Here is an 18,137-nt window from a genome sequence, read left to right as displayed (position 1 = left end):
GTGTTGCATTTTATTGTTGAATCTAGATAAATACCGAACGACGCTTAATCAATCACCTTCATTTGCTTGGCGACTTTGATAAAGGCAGCGATACACTGGTCGAGTTGCTCGCGCGTATGGGCAGCAGAGAGCTGGACACGAATACGAGCCTCATTTTTGGGTACGACAGGGTAGAAGAAACCAATCACATAAATGCCTTCTTCAAGCAATGCGTCTGCCATTTGTTGCGAGACATTGGCATCATAGAGCATCACTGCACAAATGGCCGATTCAGTAGGCTTGATATCGAAGCCTGCATCTTGCATTTGCTTAACAAAATAGGCGGTGTTTTCATGCAGTTTGTCTTGTAGCGTATTGTCTTGTGACAGCATCTCAAACGCTTTTACCCCAGCGGCAGCCACCATAGGAGGAATAGAGTTTGAAAACAAATACGGGCGTGAGCGTTGACGCAGCATCTCAATGATTTCTTTTTTACCCGTCGTAAAGCCACCAATTGCACCACCAAACGCCTTGCCCAACGTACCCGTGATCAGCTCAATATCACCGCGCAGATCAAACAATTCAGTCACGCCGCCACCGGTGCGACCGACGACGCCTGCTGAATGCGACTCATCAATCATCACCATGGCATCATATTTTTGTGCGAGCGCATAAATCTCATCCATCGGCGCCACATTACCATCCATTGAAAACACCCCATCGGTGACAATCAAACGAAAACGCTGTGCTTGCGCCGCTTGCAATTGCGTCTCCAAATCTTGCATATCCGCATTGGCATAGCGATAACGCGCCGCTTTACATAGGCGCACACCATCGATGATTGAGGCATGGTTTAACGAATCAGAAATAATAGCATCTTCGCTGGTCAGCAGTGGCTCAAAGGCACCGCCATTGGCATCGAAACAGGCCGCATAAAGAATTGTGTCTTCAGTATTAAAAAACTTGGAAATTGATGCCTCTAATTGCTTATGCAAATCTTGCGTACCACAAATAAAACGTACCGATGACATGCCATAACCTGAGTTTTCAATGGCTTGTATAGCTGCTTGTTTAATCTCAGGATGATCGGATAAGCCAAGATAATTGTTGGCACAGAAGTTCAGCATCTCACGGCCATCAGTGATTTTAATCATGGCATTTTGCGGAGAGGTGATGATGCGCTCGTTTTTATATAGTCCTGCGGCGCGTATGTCGCTGATTTCTTGTTGTAGATGTTTTTGAAAGGCTTGGTACATACATATTCCTTGTTACTATTATTAGAGTCTGCATTAGCAATGCAGATATTAGGACTGCTAATAGGATCAATCATTAAAGCCACGCATCATCCTAGCCTTTAGTAAGACCAATGATATGAGGTGAGCAGTGATGCTATCTGTTATCCGTAAGTGCTGATTTTATCATTAGCCCGTCGCAATAAGTAGCCCAAGTAGCAATCCTATGTTGAGTAACTGTCGTCTCGCTTAGATAAATATGTTTTTAGCTCATCTTCTTAGAATCAAGCATCGCACATATCTCTGCATATTTTGTACTACTTAATAAAAATCATCGCGGCTTGCATACTTCATATTTAGCGCTTGTAATATGGCATAAGTTTCGCTATCTATCACACCTGTGGGCTGCTGCGGTCTAAAATGCAATTGAAACGCATAAATGACATCACGGCTGGGTTTGTCCCACTCATCGCTATTATTGATTTGATAGCCATATTTGCGAAAGGCTTGCTTGATTTCCTGCACACTTGGCGCGACCAAGGTACGTCGATTCATAATTTCTTGCTTGTCCGCTTCGTCATACCAAGCACCAATGCCGTATTCTTTGTATAAACGCTCCCACGGGAATTTTGCACCAGGGTCTATCTTGCGCGAGGGTGCCATGTCCGAGTGACCGATGATGTTTTTGGGTGAGATGTCATAGCGCGTGGCGATATCTTGCACCAATTCTGCGACTTTCTTAATCTGCAATTCATTAAACGCCGCATAATGCTCATAAGGGTGATAATCGAGATTACTATTTTTTAGCGCATCTCGATATTCAGGCTTGATACCTGCATTTACAATCTCGATGCCAATAGACGTATCGTTGAGGATGGTTCGTCCTGAAAATCCACCGTCGCCTGCATGCCAAGCGCGCTCCGACTCTGGGACGAGGTTATAGATTTTATCGTCATCTTTGTCCAAGATTAAGTAATGCGCGCTCACGTTGCCCGTGGTCAATGTCTTGATGGAGCGCTCATTGTCTGAGACGGTATAGTGCAAGACGATGGTTTTGATACGCTGGCTTTTGCCTGTCGATTGATAGGTTTTACTATCAATGCTGTAGTGTTTGGTGGTTGCTACGTACGGGGCAGTGGTTACGCAGCCAATTAAAGGCAGAGTTAAGCTAAGTGCTAAGAAAATGTTTTTTACCATGAAATGCTCTGTGTGAATAAAGGTGTGCCGTTAAACCAATCTTTATCTTAAGTGAATAGTATTATTAAATGATGTCTAAGGTTTGGTACTTGTGTTTAACCCTTCCGAATCTTCTTCGCCAATACCTTTTTCCAACTATCTTCCAAACATTCAATCTCAAGCCACGGCTCAATCACCTCAGCGTCAAACTTCTCTTTTGAATTGGACAATTGCCAGAGTGTCTCAAGCGTGGCAAACGGATAGGGACGTTCAATCAAATACACAGGTAAGTCCGCGTTAATCATGCCATCACGCACCACTTGGAAGTACCAACCCGAGATACCTTGCTTACTGACCCAAGATGCGATATTTGGCACTTTGGTAAATTGGCCAATTTGATCATTGATCTTGTAGCATGGACGGCGTGGTTGGACGATACGCAGCTGCACACTATCTTCACCGTTTATCTTGTCTTCACCATATTGAAAAACGTCGCCGATACAAACGGTAGCCTCAGTCATTTCGGGCAGCCCATTGACGGCTTCGGTCGTAAGGTTTTCACCGAGTGTACCGACGTGCACCTTTAGACCAAACTCAGCGTTAATCTTGTCGTAAGTCGCAGGTGCTAGCTGATGTACCGCTTTTAATGGGCCGCCGTGATGCTTGCGATCGGCTTGCTCGTCGGTGGTCAAACCCATGAAGTTGATGGCGACAGGCGCGTCGATTGGGTGTTTATCAATGGCGCTCATCTCTTCACGAGTGAAGGGCATGGCTTTGCCAGCGCGGACACAGGTGAGAGTGGCGATATGCAAGGGCAAGGGTTGGTTAAAATCAAGGTTAGTGTTTTCTTGTACGTATGTTTCGGTTGATTCTATGCGCATTGGGGTTCCTAACGGCTGGTCATTTTTTAGGCAAATACGATTGGATGATTGTCATCATCTTAGCGCAATCATAGACAGCTTTCAGCTTATTTATACCATGTGTATTTATAAAGCTATTTTTAACAGTCACCCATAAAAAAAGACCAGAATCAGTCTCTGGTCTTTTTAAGGCAATAAATATATCGAACTCAATACACTTATTTGTTTTTGTTGCGACGGCCTGCGGTTTTCTTTTCACGCGGGGTTGCAACCAGCTCAGCCAACTGATCAGGTGATGACCATAGGCCTTCTAAGTCATAGAACTCACGAGCTTGCGGCGTCATCATGTGCACAACAACAGCACCCAAATCAATCAACGTCCAGTCAGAGTCGATACCGCCTTCACGGCCAAGTGGCATAAAGCCAGATTTTTTGGCTTCAGCACCGACGCTATCGGCCATGGCGCGCACGTGACGCTTCGACGTACCATCAGCGATGACGATGTGTTCCATAACGTCAGTCAAATCTGCTACATCCATTACAGTGATATTTTTCGCTTTCATATCATTCAGCGCACTGTCTACAAGGGTCAAACACTCTTTTATGCGTTCTTCAGTCATGGTATTGGTCATAAATTTTAATCTCTTGAATCGTAAATATGTAAAATAAAAGGTAAAGCATTAATAGGGATTGTCCAACTGACCATTTGTCGCCAGCCGTATGTACAGACAAAATGGGCAAAATGACAAAGATAAGGCGATTTTAACGGAATTGAGCAGCAGAATATAGCTGATGGGCGATAATATAGTGATAAACAGCCGGATTTAGCCATTTAGGTAACGGATTGGTGGCAGTATGGCTCATGATATCATTTATTGGTGGTATAGAGGTCATTTGCCTGTCGGCTGCTTGCATTATATTCAATCGATCTTGCAAAGACTGTAGCTGCTCGCGCATCTGAGTGCTCGACACGGCTGCGACAGGCCGCGAGTCTATATAAATATGGCCTTGATGCGTGCTTTTCAAGCCAGTATTCGTCGCAAGCGCTTTAGTAATGGGCGTGACTAGTTCTGTCGGTGTGCCAACGACTAATGATTGTAGCGGTACGGGCAGTTTGGCTTGAATGGTGTCTGTGTTCGGCATATTGTCTGGGTCTGGCAGAATGTCATTATCCACATCATCTTTATCCGCACCATCTTTATCAAAGATGCGACTGACATGACTGCGACTAAAGATCCAAAGATTGACATGATTCGTCAGCGCCAGCCCTTCTTTCCAATGTGGCAAGCTCAGCGCGCTGTCCATACCAATGATAAAGATCAAACTGTCACGTGGATAGCGCTGTCTTAATGTACGCACACTATCGATGGTATAAACAGGCGGCGTTTGCCACAGCTCAAGCTCATCAATCTGAATAGGTGTCTTTTGGGTCGCCAGCTTTAACATTGCTAGACGATGGTGAGGGTCTGTGCTTTTTTGCTTAAATGGGGAACGTGAGTTTGGCAATAATGACACATGCAGGTCGCGCTGCTGCCCCTCCGCTATCGGTAACAAGCGCTCATACACGTACATGGCCATTTGTATATGACCTTGATGCACAGGATCGAACGAGCCGCCCAAGTAAGCACGAATGGCAGGCCTAGAGGTTTTATCATCGAGACTGTCAGTGGTATTTGGCATAGTTTGGCACAGATATGGTTTATCGTAGATATGGTTTGGCACGGATAGGGAAGCAAAAAGGCGAAACAGAAAGTCGCTATTGTAAAGGGCGCAGCAGCATCTGTCATTAAAAGCCCTCAAAAGTCATCAAAAATGAACAATAAAAAACCGACCATCATGACGACAGTCGGTGATATAAGATCTGGTTTTTAATCAGCATAATAAAACTAAAAATAATACGATGTGGCTGAGATAGATTTTTCAAAGCTTCTGTCACACTTGCGAACAGCCAGTAAGAAAAATCCATTTCAGTAGTACAGTGTTACTTATGCATTACTCTTATTTATCATTGACCAGATAGCAATTAAGCTGTAGCGATCAAATCTCATCGCTATAAGCTTGGATGGCCGTCAGCGCGATGGTATAAATAATATCATCGACCAAGGCGCCACGTGACAAGTCGTTCACAGGCTTGTTCAATCCTTGCAACATGGGGCCAACACTGACGACATTAGCACTACGTTGTACGGCTTTATAAGTGGTATTACCTGTATTGAGGTCTGGGAAAATAAAGACGTTGGCTTGTCCAGCAACCGGTGAGTCTGGCGCTTTTTGTTTGCCGACGCTCATGACTGAGGCGGCGTCATACTGTAGGGGGCCATCGACCTTTAGGTCTGGTGCGCGCTCACGCACGATTTGAGTGGCACGAGTGACTTTTTCGACATCTGCACCGGCACCTGATGAGCCAGTAGAGTAGCTGATCATCGCAACTTTTGGATCAATACCGAAGGCTGCCGCCGATTGCGCGGACTGAATAGCAATCTCAGCCAGCTCTTCTGCGGTTGGATCAGGATTGATGGCGCAGTCACCATAAACCACCACTTGTTCAGGCAATAGCATAAAGAAGATGGACGATACCAAAGAGTATTGCGGTGCTGTCTTAATCAACTGAAACGCTGGACGTACGGTGTTGGCAGTGGTATGAATCGCTCCAGAAACCAAGCCATCGACTTCGTCCATCTGTAGCATGGTGGTACCCAAATACACCGTATCTTTGAGATACTCAGCAGCGACATCTTCACTGGTTTTGCCTTTACGGCGCTCGACGACGGCAGCGATATATTTGCCCATATCGAGATCATCAGGATCGATAATCTCTAACCCTTCTGGAATGACCAAATCACGATTTTTGGCCACTTGTTCAACGTCGCTACGCTTTGCAAGTAGCACACAATTGGCGATACCGCGACTCTGACAGATACAGGCGGCCTCGACAGTGCGCGGCTCAGACCCTTCTGGCAAGACGATACGTTTTTTGGCCGTTTGTGCCTTTTTGACCACTTGATGGCGAAAGGCAGAAGGAGACAAGCGTCGCTCATAATCACGGCTGAAATACTCTTTAATCCAGTCCAAGTTTAGATGCGCTGCCACGTAACGTGCCACTTCTTCCGCACGTTCGGTGTCATCACTTGGAATCTCAGAACTCATGTGTACCAAGCTCTGTACGGTCTCATAACTGTCATCTTCCACACTCATGACAGGGATACCCGTCTTGAGCGCTGATTGCCACAATTCCGCAACGGTTGCACTTGGCTCAACGCCGCCCGTTAAAACCAAACCTGCCAGCGGGATGCCATTGATACAGGCCAAGCCAGCTGCCAGTAGTAAATCATCACGATCACCAGGGACGACGATTAAAGTGCCACGTTTGAACACCTCGTCGACGCGGGCAACAGAGCGAGCAGTTAAGCTAATACGGTTAATGCGGCGCGTTTTTGCTTCACCCACATTGAGCCATTTGGCATCAAGTTCAGTGGCAATGTCCCAAGTACGTGGCACAGAGAGTGAGTCGCTAAAAGGCACCACACCGATCAAGCGAAAGGCATCAGTATCAAAGTGGGGGGACAAGCGTTTTACTTCTTGCATGAACGAGTCATCCAAGTGTACGACAGCTTCACCGGGTGCGACCGGCTGGGTCTCAAAAGTATTGTGTACGTCTTGTACCCGCATCAAAATCACCCCAAGTGTACGCGCAGTGGCAATACCACCAAACTCACGAGCGTGAACATCGAGTTTGTCAGCCAGATAGGCAGGATTGCTGGTATCAGCAGTACTGACGAAGATGATTTTGGCATCTAATGCATGAGCAATGGCACGGTTGATTTGTGAGGCGTAAGACGTCTCAGTGGTTGGTACTAGTCCTTCACAAATGATGACGTCATGACCCTCACCGATGGTGTGATAATTGATGACCACTTCTTCCATCAGATCGTCAAGGTTGCCATCACCAATCATACGCTCAACGCGCTGACGACTGATGGATTTGGGCGGTTTTAACCCAAAAGCGTGCATGGTAAGCGCACTGGAGCTGTCCAAGCTGCGCTGCTTATCCAGTGTATCATCTTGCAAAAACGGCTTCATAAAACCAGCTTTGATACCGTTGTAGTCAAAAGCACGAATCAGTCCAAGCGCGGCTGACGTGACACCGATACCGCGACTAATGGGAACAAGTAAAATGGTTTGCATAGTGTATCCTACGGTTTATTATATTTTTAAGGCTCAATTCATCCTTGCCACAATGTGTAAAACAATGCATCAAACACAGCGCTTCTCATCATATGATTTACCAGAAGCGCAGGTTTTAAAACAATGAAACAATCGAAATGGATCTTAAATTAAGTCTAGCGCTTCACGCGTCTCTTGAGCAATGCGACCTTCTTCATCGGTTGGTATGACCCATAGCTCAAAGCTACTATCGCTACTGTGGAAGCTGCCTTCATTACCGCCAACCAAGTTTGCGTTCTTATCTGCATCGACCTTAATACCGAAATGACGCATCACTTCTAAAATGCGCGTACGTGTGCTGACCGAGTTTTCTCCAATACCGCCAGTAAAGACGATACCAGTAAATTCAGGCAACGCACAGCTCAAGCTGGCAAGGTATTTACCCACGCGGTAACAGAACATCTCGATAGCAAGCTGGGCGTCTTTGTGACCTTCTTTGGCGGCTTGCTCAACGGTACGCAAGTCATTCGACAAGCCAGAGATACCCAGCAGACCGCTTTCTTTATTAAGCATGGTATCGATGTCTTCTAAACTCATACCCAGCTGGCGCTTTAAATGAATATGTAAGCTTGGATCGACATCGCCGCTGCGCGTACCCATCATAAGGCCTTCAAGTGGCGTTAACCCCATACTGGTGTCCAGACTTTTGCCATCGTAGACCGCAGTCGCTGAACAGCCATTACCCAAGTGCGCTGTTAGCCAGCCATGCGTACCGCTTGCCTCTGTGATACTACTTGCGCGCTCTGAGACGTAAGCGTGAGACGTACCATGAAAGCCGTAACGACGGATTTTATGCTCTTCGTACAGGTTTTTTGGTAGCGGATAGCGAAAGGCAACAGGAGGCATAGTTTGGTGAAACGCAGTATCAAAAACGACGACTTGTGGAATATCAGGGTAAATGGCTTGAACGGCTTCAATACCTAAAGCATGAGCAGGATTATGTAGCGGTGCCAATACTTTTAGACGCTTGACTTCATTAAGGACATGGTCATCGACACGTACCGCTTCAGAGTATTCACGGCCGCCATGAACCACGCGATGACCGACCGCGATGAAATGATATTGCTCTAATAGCTCAAGAATTTTTTGTAGGGCGAACTTATGATTACCACCTGGTATTGAGATTTCAAGCTTCTCGCCGTTTAAAGTGGTGTGTTTGATACGGGCGGTATCGAGTCCTAAGTTTTCGGCCAGACCTGTGATACGAGTTGCATTGTCATCACTAATCAGTGCGTATTTAATGGAAGAAGAACCACAGTTGAGGACTAAGGTAGGATTGGTTAGGGTTGATGTTTCAGTATTTTTGTCATCAAAAGTGCTGGTTAGACTTGCGCTCATACTCTATCCTTAGATTATATTTTTATAAAGATATTCATTCGTGATGAATACCGGTTCGATAAACAAAAACCAGCCACATCCCTGCTGATATACCAATGGCAATGATATCGCTGATTTCAATCACACTTGGGCTGACTCTACTGATGAGAGCGGGTTCAGTCATGTTATTGCCTTACCCTAGCTCTATAGTGATAGCCACAAGGCTGACCATAATGTACCATATTTTTGGGGCTATACCATGATAACTATGAGGATTGGCACCTAAGATGTATACACATCGATAACAACTGTACACCGATTGTGGTTAGGGCTGATCAGAGACAATCAGAGAAAATGATACTTAATAAAAATTGTAAGAAAGTTTTGCTAGGGCATTATTCATAAATCTTCAACGATGAGCGATTTCGCTAAATTTATTGCCAGTTGTATTCAGTATCAGCATCGCTTTATGTAATAATGCTATGATTTAAAGCAGTCATATTGCTCATATTGGCAACTGACTGACCCCTATATGTCAGTGCTCACTTATTATAGTGTGCTTGGCACTTGACGACGTTTTACCGATCATACGTTCTTTAATATACTTACACCGCTGTAAGGTTACAGGTTACCTACTTTATGCTTACTATCCGCCGCACTTCAAAAACCGAGTACGCCAATATGATTACTTTCAGTCGCCATGCAATATCGACGCTTATCATCAGTAGTGTTGTGATACTGGGTGTGTCAGGCTGCGGACAAAAAGGGGAGTTGTATTTGGCAAATGCTGATGGCCAATCAGCGCAGAGTAGCACTGCTGTGTTGGACAGTACCAGTCATCCACAAGATGCCGCCTTTGCTGGTATCGACGATGACAGCGTTAGTAATGCTAATAACGTACCCAATACGCAAAACGCGCAGGATTTTGAGCTACCAGAACCGAGTACTGATCCCAACGACTATTAATGCCAATTAAGATTTTTTATTAAAAAGCGTGCTTATGACGACATATCTTTGTCTAATGCGCCCTTGTCCCTTTCTTAGCTTCATTTTCATTTGATACCCGATTATATTAGAGATGTTTATATGAGTCATTCTGAGTTACCTACTGGCGAATCTGTCACTACCCAAACAGAGCAAGGATTGTATGTCGATCCCAAGGCTTTAACCAATCACTTGCCAGCCTTGCAGTATCGTGATGAGGCGCTGTATATGGAGCAAGTCAGTATTGAGAGCATTGCCAAACACTATGGCACGCCATGCTATGTCTACTCAAAACAGGCCATATTGGATGTTTACCAAGCTTATACCGACAGCTTTGCCAGTCTCGATAATCAGATATGCTATGCCGTCAAAGCCAACTCCAATCTGGCAGTGCTGAGCGTACTGGCACAAGCAGGTGCAGGGTTTGACATTGTCTCACGTGGTGAGTTGATGCGCGTGGTAGCGGTCGGGGCCGAGGCGTCACGCGTGGTATTTTCAGGCGTGGGAAAAACTTATGGCGATATCGAGTATGCGCTGACCCAAGGCATTGGCTGCTTCAATGTCGAGTCTATCAGTGAGCTGACCCTCATCAATGAGGTGGCAAAGACACTTGATAAGCCTGCACCAATCTCATTACGCGTCAATCCAAACGTGGATGCTAAGACTCATCCTTATATCTCGACGGGATTAAAAGACAATAAATTTGGTATCACGCACGAAGATGCGCTTGCAGTTTATCAACAGGCAGCAGCAATGTCTCATATCGATATTGTCGGTATCGATTGCCACATTGGCTCACAGTTAACGGAGGTTGAGCCATTTGTTGCCGCTTTGGACAAAGTCATTGAATTGATACATAGCCTACGGGAGCATGGTATTGAGCTGCGTCATATTGATTTGGGCGGTGGCTTGGGCGTGCGTTATATTGATGAAACCCCTGTGTCTATTGAAGAATTCGCAGCAGCATTACTGCCAAAATTGAGTGAGCTTGGTTTAACGGTGTTTTTTGAGCCGGGTCGTAGTATCGTTGCCAATGCTGGCGTGCTCTTAACCCAAGTCGATGTGCTCAAGCCAACTGAGCATAAGAATTTCGCTATTGTCGATGCAGCGATGAATGATTTGATTCGCCCAGCGTTATATCAAGCAGAAATGGCAGTCATTCCAAACGTATTGCCTGACGCTGGTCTTGATACCAATGGAACAAAAGCATGGGATATCGTTGGGGCTATTTGTGAAACGGGCGATTTTTTGGCAAAAGACCGTCTGTTATCCCTAGCGGAAGGGGATATCTTAGCAATTACGGGTGCAGGTGCTTATGGATTCACCATGAGCAGTAATTACAATTCGCGCCCACGTGCAAGCGAGGTAATGGTGTCAGAGGATCGTCATCAACTGATCCGCAAACGTGAGACGATTGAATCCTTGTACGCTGATGAAGTTTTGTGGCAAGACTAAAGAGTAGTAAAGCATAGTATTCAGAACCGCTAAAAAACCCATTGTGATAAAAGCAATGGGTTTTTTATGGGCGAATTTGAGAGCAACTGACGCTGCAATGAGGAAAGTCGTGCTATAGCTAACGGCTTAAATGTCTCACAAAATAAATATAAACCGCCATATGAGCCGCATTAAAGAGTGCGATGATGTCAAATATAGGTTTGAGAGACGGTACAACGCTGAGATAACTGGACATTTGATAGCAGTGATAATTATGATTGTATCTGACAGCGTGCTAATATAAGGCATACATAAAAATAGGATAGGATATCAAGGGTATGCTAATAGAATTTACTAAGATGCATGGTCTGGGCAACGACTTTATGGTCATTGATTTGGTGACTCAGCGCTTAGAATTGACCAAGGATTTGGTACAGTTGTTGGGAGATCGTCATTTAGGCATTGGTTTTGATCAGCTACTCGTGGTCGAGCCACCGATGCGCCCTGACGTTGACTTTAGCTATCGCATCTTTAATACCGACGGTACAGAAGTCGAGCAGTGCGGCAATGGGGCGCGTTGTTTTGCCCGTTTTGTTCAAGCACGTAAGCTGTCATTCAAACAGCGTCTGCGTGTTGAGACTGCAAGTGGCATTATCTCTTTGACGACCGACCGTTATGGTTGGGTCGAAGTCGATATGGGCAAGCCCAAATTTGAGCCAAATGAGATTCCGTTTACACCCAGAGCCACCACAAAAATCCAAAATGCCTATCATTTGGATGTCAATGGTACGCCAGTGCAGCTCTATGTTGCCAACATGGGTAATCCACATGCGGTGATCAAAGTCGATGATGTACTTGATGCCGATGTCGAAACACTGGGTAAAGCCATTGAGTCGCATCCTGCGTTTCCAGATCGCGTCAATGTCGGGTTTATGCAAGTCATGAATCAGCGTCATATTCGTCTGCGTGTTTATGAGCGCGGTGTTGGTGAGACACAAGCTTGTGGAACGGGCGCTTGTGCCGCTGTTGCCGTCGGTATACGTGAAGGCTGGCTTGATGAAGGCGAAGATGTGCGCGCGCAGCTCTATGGTGGCAGTATGATTATCAGATGGCAGCCAGGGTACTCAGTCATGATGACTGGCCCAACAGCCTTTGTCTATGAGGGTGTGTTTAGCCCAGATGGGCTAATGGCACAAGCAGGTCTCAAACCTCACTCAGAAGAGTAGGCACTTATCATCAATGATAAGCTGTACGTAGTCAGGTCAATATAAAAAAGGTATAGCGAAATTGGCATAAGTTTTTTGTCGCCTCTGTCCGAAGAGGCACAGCACGCAAGAAAAATTGATGCCAGTCTTGCGTATTGACGCAACGTATCTATTTTATTTAGCATCGACTATACACTGATGATCGAGCCAATGTTAAGGCGGACTTTTATATGGTGATGTCCAATCAAGACGAGCAATCTACGAACGCGGCGCCATGGCTATCAGTCGAGCTGGCCGCTGCGGTAGAGCTGGATACCGCACTACAAGAGCTACTATCGCCTGTCCACCGTTGGCTCAATACATTATCGGTGCGTAACCATTCGCCGCATACGCTAACGGCTTATTTTGCTGGACTTAATCAGTTGGCACTGTTTTTGCGCGGTAAGCGCTTGTCATGGACACGCTGTGATAAGCGTCAATTGGCACAACATATCGGCCATCGTCTAGATGAAGATAAATTGGCACTGGCTAGTGTGCAGCAAGAGCTATCGGCTATTCGCCATTTTTATGGTTGGTTAATTGAAGAGAATTTGGCACGTATCAATCCAACCACAGGTTATCAGTTAAAGCGTAGCCCGAGACCGTTGCCGTCTATCGCGGATGTGGATTTATTGACGCAGCTGCTCGATCAAGACATGCCTGACACGCCCGAACAAGCCCGTTTATGGTTACGCGATAAAGCCATGTTTGAGTTGCTTTATAGTAGTGGACTACGCGTTGGTGAGTTGGTCGCACTTGATATGGCAGATGTAGATTTGTCTGATTTACGGGTGAGAGTCACGGGTAAGGGTAATAAAACGCGCTTGGTGCCTTTAGGCGCCAAGGCTGCACAAGCCATCATGCGCTATCTGCCGCACCGTGATTTATGGGTAGAGCAACAAGATAGGGCATTGTTCATCAGCGAAAAACTAGGAACCCGCTTATCGACGCGTGCCGTGCAACAACGATTAAAGGTGGCGGCGATTCGTGCTGGCATTGCGCAAAACCTATATCCACATTTACTGCGTCATTGCTTTGCCTCACATATGCTATCCGGCAGCGGCGACTTGCGTGCGGTTCAAGAAATGCTTGGGCACAGTGATATCAGTACCACGCAAATTTATACCCATGTTGATTTTGCTAAATTGACACAGGTCTATGACCGCGCTCATCCGCGAGCGACGCACGCACAAAATGAGAGCGAGAGTCTTTAAGCTTACTTATATAACTTTACATCTATAGTGAGTTCAGTATAAAAGTGATACAGCGGGACTGAAATGCGTTTTTCGTAGCCTCTGTCTGCGTAGGCACAGCAAGCAAGAAAAATGTATGCCAGTGCCGCGTTGGAGTACAACGTATCTGTTTTATTTGGAGTCGACTGTACTTATATAAACAGTCTTATGCCAAACGATGGCAATCAAAAATAGGCAGTTTTTGTCGACCTTGTACTTGTGCTTGCTGATCAAATGTAGCCATGACAATGGCATAATTCTTATTGTCTTTAGTATTGTCTTGATTCAACTTGCTATCATCATAACTGTCTACAATGGTGCCGTCATAAGCGCTAATCGCTGTGTGCCCCCATGTCTGACGAATGTTGCCGCCTTTATAAATATGGTCACCGCCCTGAGCTGCGCCAATCACCATACACTGGCTGTCTAAGGCACGCGCGCGCAATAACAGTGACCAGTGCGCTTGACCTGTCAAGTAGGTAAAGGCTGACGGAGCACTCAATAAGTCGGCACCTGCCTGACGCAGACGCTGCGCTAATGCAGGAAAGCGCAGATCAAAGCACACCATCATACCCAGTTGATAGACCACGTCATTGATTTCAAGTGGTGTGACCACCGTTTGGGTACCTGGCTCAAATGTTGCCGCCTCATTGTAATTACCTTGCTTATCAGCCACGATCGCCGTGAATAAATGAATCTTGTCATAGCGTGCCACTCGTGTGCCATCAGGAGCAAACAGCTGACTGACCTGTCTTAGCCTATCGTTAGAAACCAGCATGCCATCAGGACGGTAAGTGCAGGGTAGTGAACCTATCAGCACATAGACATTGTAAGTACTGGCATAATGGGCTATCGTCGCTGACAGCTCATCGAACCGCTCTGCAGTGGCAAATTGCTCACCCATGCTACAGCAGTTTTCAGGTAAGATAATAAGCTGTGCACCTTGAGTACACGCATCAGCAATAGCGGCTTTTATATCGGCTAGGTTTTTTTCGATATCTTGCTGACTATTCATTTGAATGGCCGCCGTGATAAATGGATGGTTATTTGCTTTATTATTCATAGTATTGTTCTCAGCTGGTTTATGATTTATGAGAGTGATTCTAAGGTTTTAGAGTATAAGTCCCATCGTTTTTTATCAAGCGTTTGGATTTTTGAATATATTTACCTTGCTTAGTATTGAGTAACCACTGCCAAAGTAAAAAAATAATCAATGATGATAAAAGATACATAACAAATGCATGGTATTTTCAAGGTAGCAAAAGGGTATTTAAAATAGTATTTTGACAAGATAAGCTTTTTTCATTGGTCGTATATTTTGCTTGCCAGCAGCTGTAAAAAATTGCGCTTAACAGCATTTTTGTCTTTAAATGAACTGACTATATCTGGGTAGACCATAAATTATCATAGCAAAATCGCAGCAAAAAATGCTATCGTCATGCCCTAAGACCATTAAATCTCCGCCTGAATTGGCAACATATATAGACTATCACCACCATCGGAGTGTAATAAGCCACCCATGAATATGTCGTTCGGATTGGCAACCACGCTGAATACCTCACAAAAACTGACACCGCAGATGCAGCAAGCCATCAAGTTGCTGCAACTCTCTAGTCTTGAGCTGGCGCAAGAGGTGCAGATCAAGCTGGACAGCAACCCTTTGCTTGAGCGGATTGAAGAAGACGAATACGAGTATGATACTGATGATAGCGTCAATGAGTCAGACACCTCATTGACACTAGACAGTTGGAACCAAAGCGCTGGTACGGATTCTTTGAGCGCAGACTACGATGGTAATGAGTCGAAGTTTGACGATGATTCTGACTACAATGATGAGTTTAGTGACAGCTTAGATAAGTTACAGCAAGCCAGTATTGATGACGGTGCCATCGATAATTATGCGGCGGATGGCGATAGCCTTTTTGACACGAATAATTTCGATAACAGTAACTATGCATCTGCAACTAAGAATTCTAGTAACAGCAAAAGTGATGAGGACTTTGATAGTTATCAAGGCGGCACTTCTGCCACTATTCAAGACCACGTACGCTGGCAGCTTAATTTTAAGCGACTGTCAGAAGTGGACACCTTAATTGCCACGTATTTGATGGATTCTATGGATGACATGGGGTTTATTCGACTAGATATCGATGAGCTATTGCAAAGCTTTGATACCATGGCAAACTTCTATCAGTGGGATGAGCGGGTTGAGTATGACGAAGTCATGGCGGTGCTGCGTGTCATTCAATCTTGCGATCCATTGGGTGTGGGTGCGCGCCATCTGAATGAATGTCTGGCAATTCAGTTGTCCAAACTCGATACAAATACGCCATATCTAAAAGAAGCACACGCGCTATTATTGGCCAGTGAGCATTTGGTCAGCAATAATATCAAAGCACTCACTGAATGCACTGGTCTTGCACCTAAAGACATCACACCTGCGCTCAATCTACTACGCACACTAAACCCCTCGCCAGGCCTGTTATTTCAGAGCAATCAGCCAGACTATACTCGCTCGACTGACAGTTATGATATTCCTGATGTGTTGGTCACGCCCATTCGCCGCCGCGATAGTAATGGCGACTCAGAGGCCCAAGAAACGGGCTGGCATGTGCGCCTCAACCCTGATACGTTGCCAAAACTACAAGTCAATCAAGAGTATGCCAATCTAGTCAGACGCGGCGATGATAGCCCAGACAATCAATATCTACGTGAACACCTTACTGACGCCAGGTTGTTCATTCGCAGTATCGAAGAGCGCAATCAAAACCTACTCAAAGTCGCAACCAGCATCGTTCGTTATCAACAAGATTTCTTGCAATACGGTGCGACGGCAATGCAGCCCCTTATCTTAAAGGCTATTGCAGAAGAAGTGGATTTACACGAATCCACGGTCTCACGTTTGACCACCAGTAAAACCATTTTGACGCCGCAAGGATTGTTCTCCCTCAAGCATTTCTTTTCATCTCATGTCAGCAGTGCAGACGGTGACATCTCATCGACTGCCATCAGTGCAATGATCAAAAAAATGATCACCGATGAAGACCTCAAAAAGCCCTTATCAGACAGTCGCATAAAAGATTGTTTATTGGCAGAGGGAATTGATATAGCCAGAAGAACAGTGGCCAAGTATCGTGAAGCAATGAATATTGGCTCATCTACCCAGCGTAAACAGAAATATTAATGCTGATAAGGTAATGAATTATAAGCCAATTTGTCCTATATCTATTGATAAACCAGTCAAATATAAAAAATAAAATTTTTTGATTATATAGAAACATTTATGAAACAACAGCGTTTTTTACATTTAATTACAACTTAGCGTCTTGCTACTATTTCAGTTTCATGACAAATTAGAGCCATACCAACAATGAATCGCTAATCATTGTTCTACAGTAATAAAGAAAGCATGACGAAAGGAGACGTCTTTCTTATATTCCAAATGTTTAGATTATTGTTGGTAAGGCAGGATGACAAAGGCAAGAACGCTGGCTCATCTGTTGATTAAAAGTAACAATGCAAGTAATAATAAAAGGACAATAATATGAATGTTTCTATCAGTGGTCACCATATCAGTGTTACCGAAGCTATGGACACAGCGGTTCGCGAAAAGCTTGTAAAAGTTGAACGACACTTTGATCAGATACAAAGTATTCAAGTGATCTTATCTTTAGACAATAGCGGCGCGAGTGATGGCGGTCAAAAAAGCCATAAAGCTGAAGCGATTATGCGAGTCTCAGGTCAAGAAATGTTTGTCCAAGCCTGTGAAGATGATATGTACAAAGCTATTAACGAAATGGCCGACAAACTTGATAGACAGGTGCGTAAGTATAAAACGCGTCAAGAACGTAAGAAGACTCAGGGAGCAGGGCGCGATCATCGTTATGAAGACTTGACCGTTGCTGATGCTGAACCAGCCGTCTGATTATATTGAGGTTTGGGAATATCAAATGAGTGTGGGTTAATAGTATAATAAGTATATAAAACCCCGTGTCATTTTAATTTTCGAGACCCCAATATCTACAAAAGACCTCAAACGTACAATACGTTGAGGTCTTTTTTTATTAGTGACTTTTGATTAATATGGCTTCTGATTAATGTTATTCACTCTTAATACTGTTCAATAAATAGTCGTGCAGAACACTTATTCAGCAAATATACTCTACAGTAAACAATACGGTCGTGGCTTAAGGCGACGTATAAACTTGATCCAGTGATTAGCCACCACCGACTGCTTGGACGACTTCGATATTCATACCTTCAACGATATGTAATTGGGTCAGCTCGCTTTTAGGAATAAGCTCACCATCGACTTCTACCGCATAACGGCCTTGACTCAATCCAAGCTCATTAATGACCAATTGCACGGTCTGATGCGTGGTTTGTAAGTGTTTGCCATTCACACTGATATTACTCATACAACGATCTCCTTGATAATTTGGTAGTCCTTATTGC

16 protein-coding genes are annotated in these 18,137 nt (G+C 44.9%); 6 read left to right on the top strand and 10 right to left on the bottom strand.

The genetic code is table 11. From position 1 onward, the window contains the following. Positions 1-44: 44 nt before the first annotated feature. From kbl to CIK80_RS15490, 8 genes are all read right to left on the bottom strand, one after another. On the bottom strand, positions 45-1,235 hold the full coding sequence (gene kbl, locus CIK80_RS06055) for a glycine C-acetyltransferase (protein ID WP_095569230.1): 1,191 nt from the start codon (positions 1,233-1,235) through the stop codon (positions 45-47). Positions 1,236-1,532: 297 nt separating this feature from the next. Then, positions 1,533-2,408, bottom strand: coding sequence for an N-acetylmuramoyl-L-alanine amidase (locus CIK80_RS06050; protein ID WP_095569229.1), 876 nt, complete (start codon positions 2,406-2,408; stop codon positions 1,533-1,535). A gap of 95 nt (positions 2,409-2,503) precedes the next feature. Further along, on the bottom strand, positions 2,504-3,157 hold the full coding sequence (locus tag CIK80_RS06045; RefSeq protein WP_095569546.1) for an MOSC domain-containing protein: 654 nt from the start codon (positions 3,155-3,157) through the stop codon (positions 2,504-2,506). Positions 3,158-3,465: 308 nt separating this feature from the next. Then, positions 3,466-3,879: a ribosome silencing factor gene (gene rsfS / locus CIK80_RS06040; RefSeq protein WP_062843658.1), complete on the bottom strand. Its 414-nt coding sequence runs from the start codon at positions 3,877-3,879 to the stop codon at positions 3,466-3,468. Between the two features lie 130 nt (positions 3,880-4,009). Then, positions 4,010-4,927 carry a nicotinate-nicotinamide nucleotide adenylyltransferase gene (locus CIK80_RS06035; protein ID WP_095569228.1) on the bottom strand — a complete coding sequence of 306 codons (918 nt, stop codon included), beginning with the start codon at positions 4,925-4,927 and terminating at the stop codon, positions 4,010-4,012. Positions 4,928-5,284: 357 nt separating this feature from the next. After that, on the bottom strand, positions 5,285-7,432 hold the full coding sequence (gene pta / locus CIK80_RS06030; protein ID WP_095569227.1) for a phosphate acetyltransferase: 2,148 nt from the start codon (positions 7,430-7,432) through the stop codon (positions 5,285-5,287). A 144-nt stretch (positions 7,433-7,576) separates the two neighbouring features. Continuing rightward, the gene (locus tag CIK80_RS06025; protein ID WP_095569226.1) at positions 7,577-8,809 is read right to left on the bottom strand and encodes an acetate kinase; all 1,233 of its coding nucleotides are present in this window, start codon (positions 8,807-8,809) and stop codon (positions 7,577-7,579) included. Positions 8,810-8,843: 34 nt separating this feature from the next. Continuing rightward, positions 8,844-8,972 carry a hypothetical protein gene (locus CIK80_RS15490; RefSeq protein ID WP_257011694.1) on the bottom strand — a complete coding sequence of 43 codons (129 nt, stop codon included), beginning with the start codon at positions 8,970-8,972 and terminating at the stop codon, positions 8,844-8,846. A 455-nt stretch (positions 8,973-9,427) separates the two neighbouring features. Between CIK80_RS15490 and CIK80_RS06020 the strand changes: the two genes are divergently transcribed. The 4 genes from CIK80_RS06020 to CIK80_RS06005 all read left to right on the top strand — a co-directional run bounded on the left by CIK80_RS06020 (position 9,428) and on the right by CIK80_RS06005 (position 13,664). Then, entirely contained in the window at positions 9,428-9,754 is a 327-nt protein-coding gene (locus CIK80_RS06020; RefSeq protein WP_095569225.1) for a lipoprotein, read from the top strand. A gap of 120 nt (positions 9,755-9,874) precedes the next feature. Then, a complete protein-coding gene (gene lysA / locus CIK80_RS06015) occupies positions 9,875-11,227 on the top strand; it encodes a diaminopimelate decarboxylase (protein WP_095569224.1) in 1,353 nt (450 codons plus the stop codon). 317 nt (positions 11,228-11,544) lie between these two features. Then, the gene (gene dapF / locus CIK80_RS06010) at positions 11,545-12,432 is read left to right on the top strand and encodes a diaminopimelate epimerase (RefSeq protein WP_095569223.1); all 888 of its coding nucleotides are present in this window, start codon (positions 11,545-11,547) and stop codon (positions 12,430-12,432) included. Between the two features lie 209 nt (positions 12,433-12,641). Continuing rightward, positions 12,642-13,664 (top strand): tyrosine recombinase XerC, encoded by a 1,023-nt coding sequence (locus tag CIK80_RS06005; RefSeq protein ID WP_095569222.1) that lies wholly within the window; start codon positions 12,642-12,644, stop codon positions 13,662-13,664. A gap of 184 nt (positions 13,665-13,848) precedes the next feature. On the opposite strand, the gene CIK80_RS06000 is transcribed toward CIK80_RS06005, so the two are convergent. Beyond that, a complete protein-coding gene (locus tag CIK80_RS06000; RefSeq protein ID WP_095569221.1) occupies positions 13,849-14,745 on the bottom strand; it encodes a nitrilase-related carbon-nitrogen hydrolase in 897 nt (298 codons plus the stop codon). Positions 14,746-15,201: 456 nt separating this feature from the next. Between CIK80_RS06000 and rpoN the strand changes: the two genes are divergently transcribed. Continuing rightward, positions 15,202-16,866: an RNA polymerase factor sigma-54 gene (gene rpoN, locus CIK80_RS05995; protein ID WP_095569220.1), complete on the top strand. Its 1,665-nt coding sequence runs from the start codon at positions 15,202-15,204 to the stop codon at positions 16,864-16,866. A 360-nt stretch (positions 16,867-17,226) separates the two neighbouring features. Further along, positions 17,227-17,607, top strand: coding sequence for a ribosome-associated translation inhibitor RaiA (raiA, locus tag CIK80_RS05990; RefSeq protein ID WP_062843668.1), 381 nt, complete (start codon positions 17,227-17,229; stop codon positions 17,605-17,607). Between the two features lie 292 nt (positions 17,608-17,899). Here raiA and thiS read toward each other — a convergent pair whose 3' ends face one another. Beyond that, complete coding sequence (gene thiS, locus CIK80_RS05985) at positions 17,900-18,100, bottom strand: sulfur carrier protein ThiS (protein WP_062843669.1); 201 nt, start codon at positions 18,098-18,100, stop codon at positions 17,900-17,902. Between the last annotated feature and the right edge of the window lie 37 nt (positions 18,101-18,137).

Source organism: Psychrobacter sp. JB193, from assembly GCF_002285555.1.
GTDB classification, from domain to species: domain Bacteria; phylum Pseudomonadota; class Gammaproteobacteria; order Pseudomonadales; family Moraxellaceae; genus Psychrobacter; species Psychrobacter alimentarius.
This window is presented reverse-complemented; position numbering and strand designations above follow the sequence as displayed.

What these genes read in the sequence shown, in the direction of transcription:
- kbl (WP_095569230.1), bottom strand. Translation starts at nt 1,235, where the DNA reads ATGTACCAAGCCTTTCAAAAACATCTACAACAAGAAATCAGCGACATA.
- CIK80_RS06050 (WP_095569229.1), bottom strand. Translation starts at nt 2,408, where the DNA reads ATGGTAAAAAACATTTTCTTAGCACTTAGCTTAACTCTGCCTTTAATT.
- CIK80_RS06045 (WP_095569546.1), bottom strand. Translation starts at nt 3,157, where the DNA reads ATGCCCTTCACTCGTGAAGAGATGAGCGCCATTGATAAACACCCAATC.
- rsfS (WP_062843658.1), bottom strand. Translation starts at nt 3,879, where the DNA reads ATGACCAATACCATGACTGAAGAACGCATAAAAGAGTGTTTGACCCTT.
- CIK80_RS06035 (WP_095569228.1), bottom strand. Translation starts at nt 4,927, where the DNA reads ATGCCAAATACCACTGACAGTCTCGATGATAAAACCTCTAGGCCTGCC.
- pta (WP_095569227.1), bottom strand. Translation starts at nt 7,432, where the DNA reads ATGCAAACCATTTTACTTGTTCCCATTAGTCGCGGTATCGGTGTCACG.
- CIK80_RS06025 (WP_095569226.1), bottom strand. Translation starts at nt 8,809, where the DNA reads ATGAGCGCAAGTCTAACCAGCACTTTTGATGACAAAAATACTGAAACA.
- CIK80_RS15490 (WP_257011694.1), bottom strand. Translation starts at nt 8,972, where the DNA reads ATGACTGAACCCGCTCTCATCAGTAGAGTCAGCCCAAGTGTGATTGAA.
- CIK80_RS06020 (WP_095569225.1), top strand. Translation starts at nt 9,428, where the DNA reads ATGCTTACTATCCGCCGCACTTCAAAAACCGAGTACGCCAATATGATT.
- lysA (WP_095569224.1), top strand. Translation starts at nt 9,875, where the DNA reads ATGAGTCATTCTGAGTTACCTACTGGCGAATCTGTCACTACCCAAACA.
- dapF (WP_095569223.1), top strand. Translation starts at nt 11,545, where the DNA reads ATGCTAATAGAATTTACTAAGATGCATGGTCTGGGCAACGACTTTATG.
- CIK80_RS06005 (WP_095569222.1), top strand. Translation starts at nt 12,642, where the DNA reads ATGGTGATGTCCAATCAAGACGAGCAATCTACGAACGCGGCGCCATGG.
- CIK80_RS06000 (WP_095569221.1), bottom strand. Translation starts at nt 14,745, where the DNA reads ATGAATAATAAAGCAAATAACCATCCATTTATCACGGCGGCCATTCAA.
- rpoN (WP_095569220.1), top strand. Translation starts at nt 15,202, where the DNA reads ATGAATATGTCGTTCGGATTGGCAACCACGCTGAATACCTCACAAAAA.
- raiA (WP_062843668.1), top strand. Translation starts at nt 17,227, where the DNA reads ATGAATGTTTCTATCAGTGGTCACCATATCAGTGTTACCGAAGCTATG.
- thiS (WP_062843669.1), bottom strand. Translation starts at nt 18,100, where the DNA reads ATGAGTAATATCAGTGTGAATGGCAAACACTTACAAACCACGCATCAG.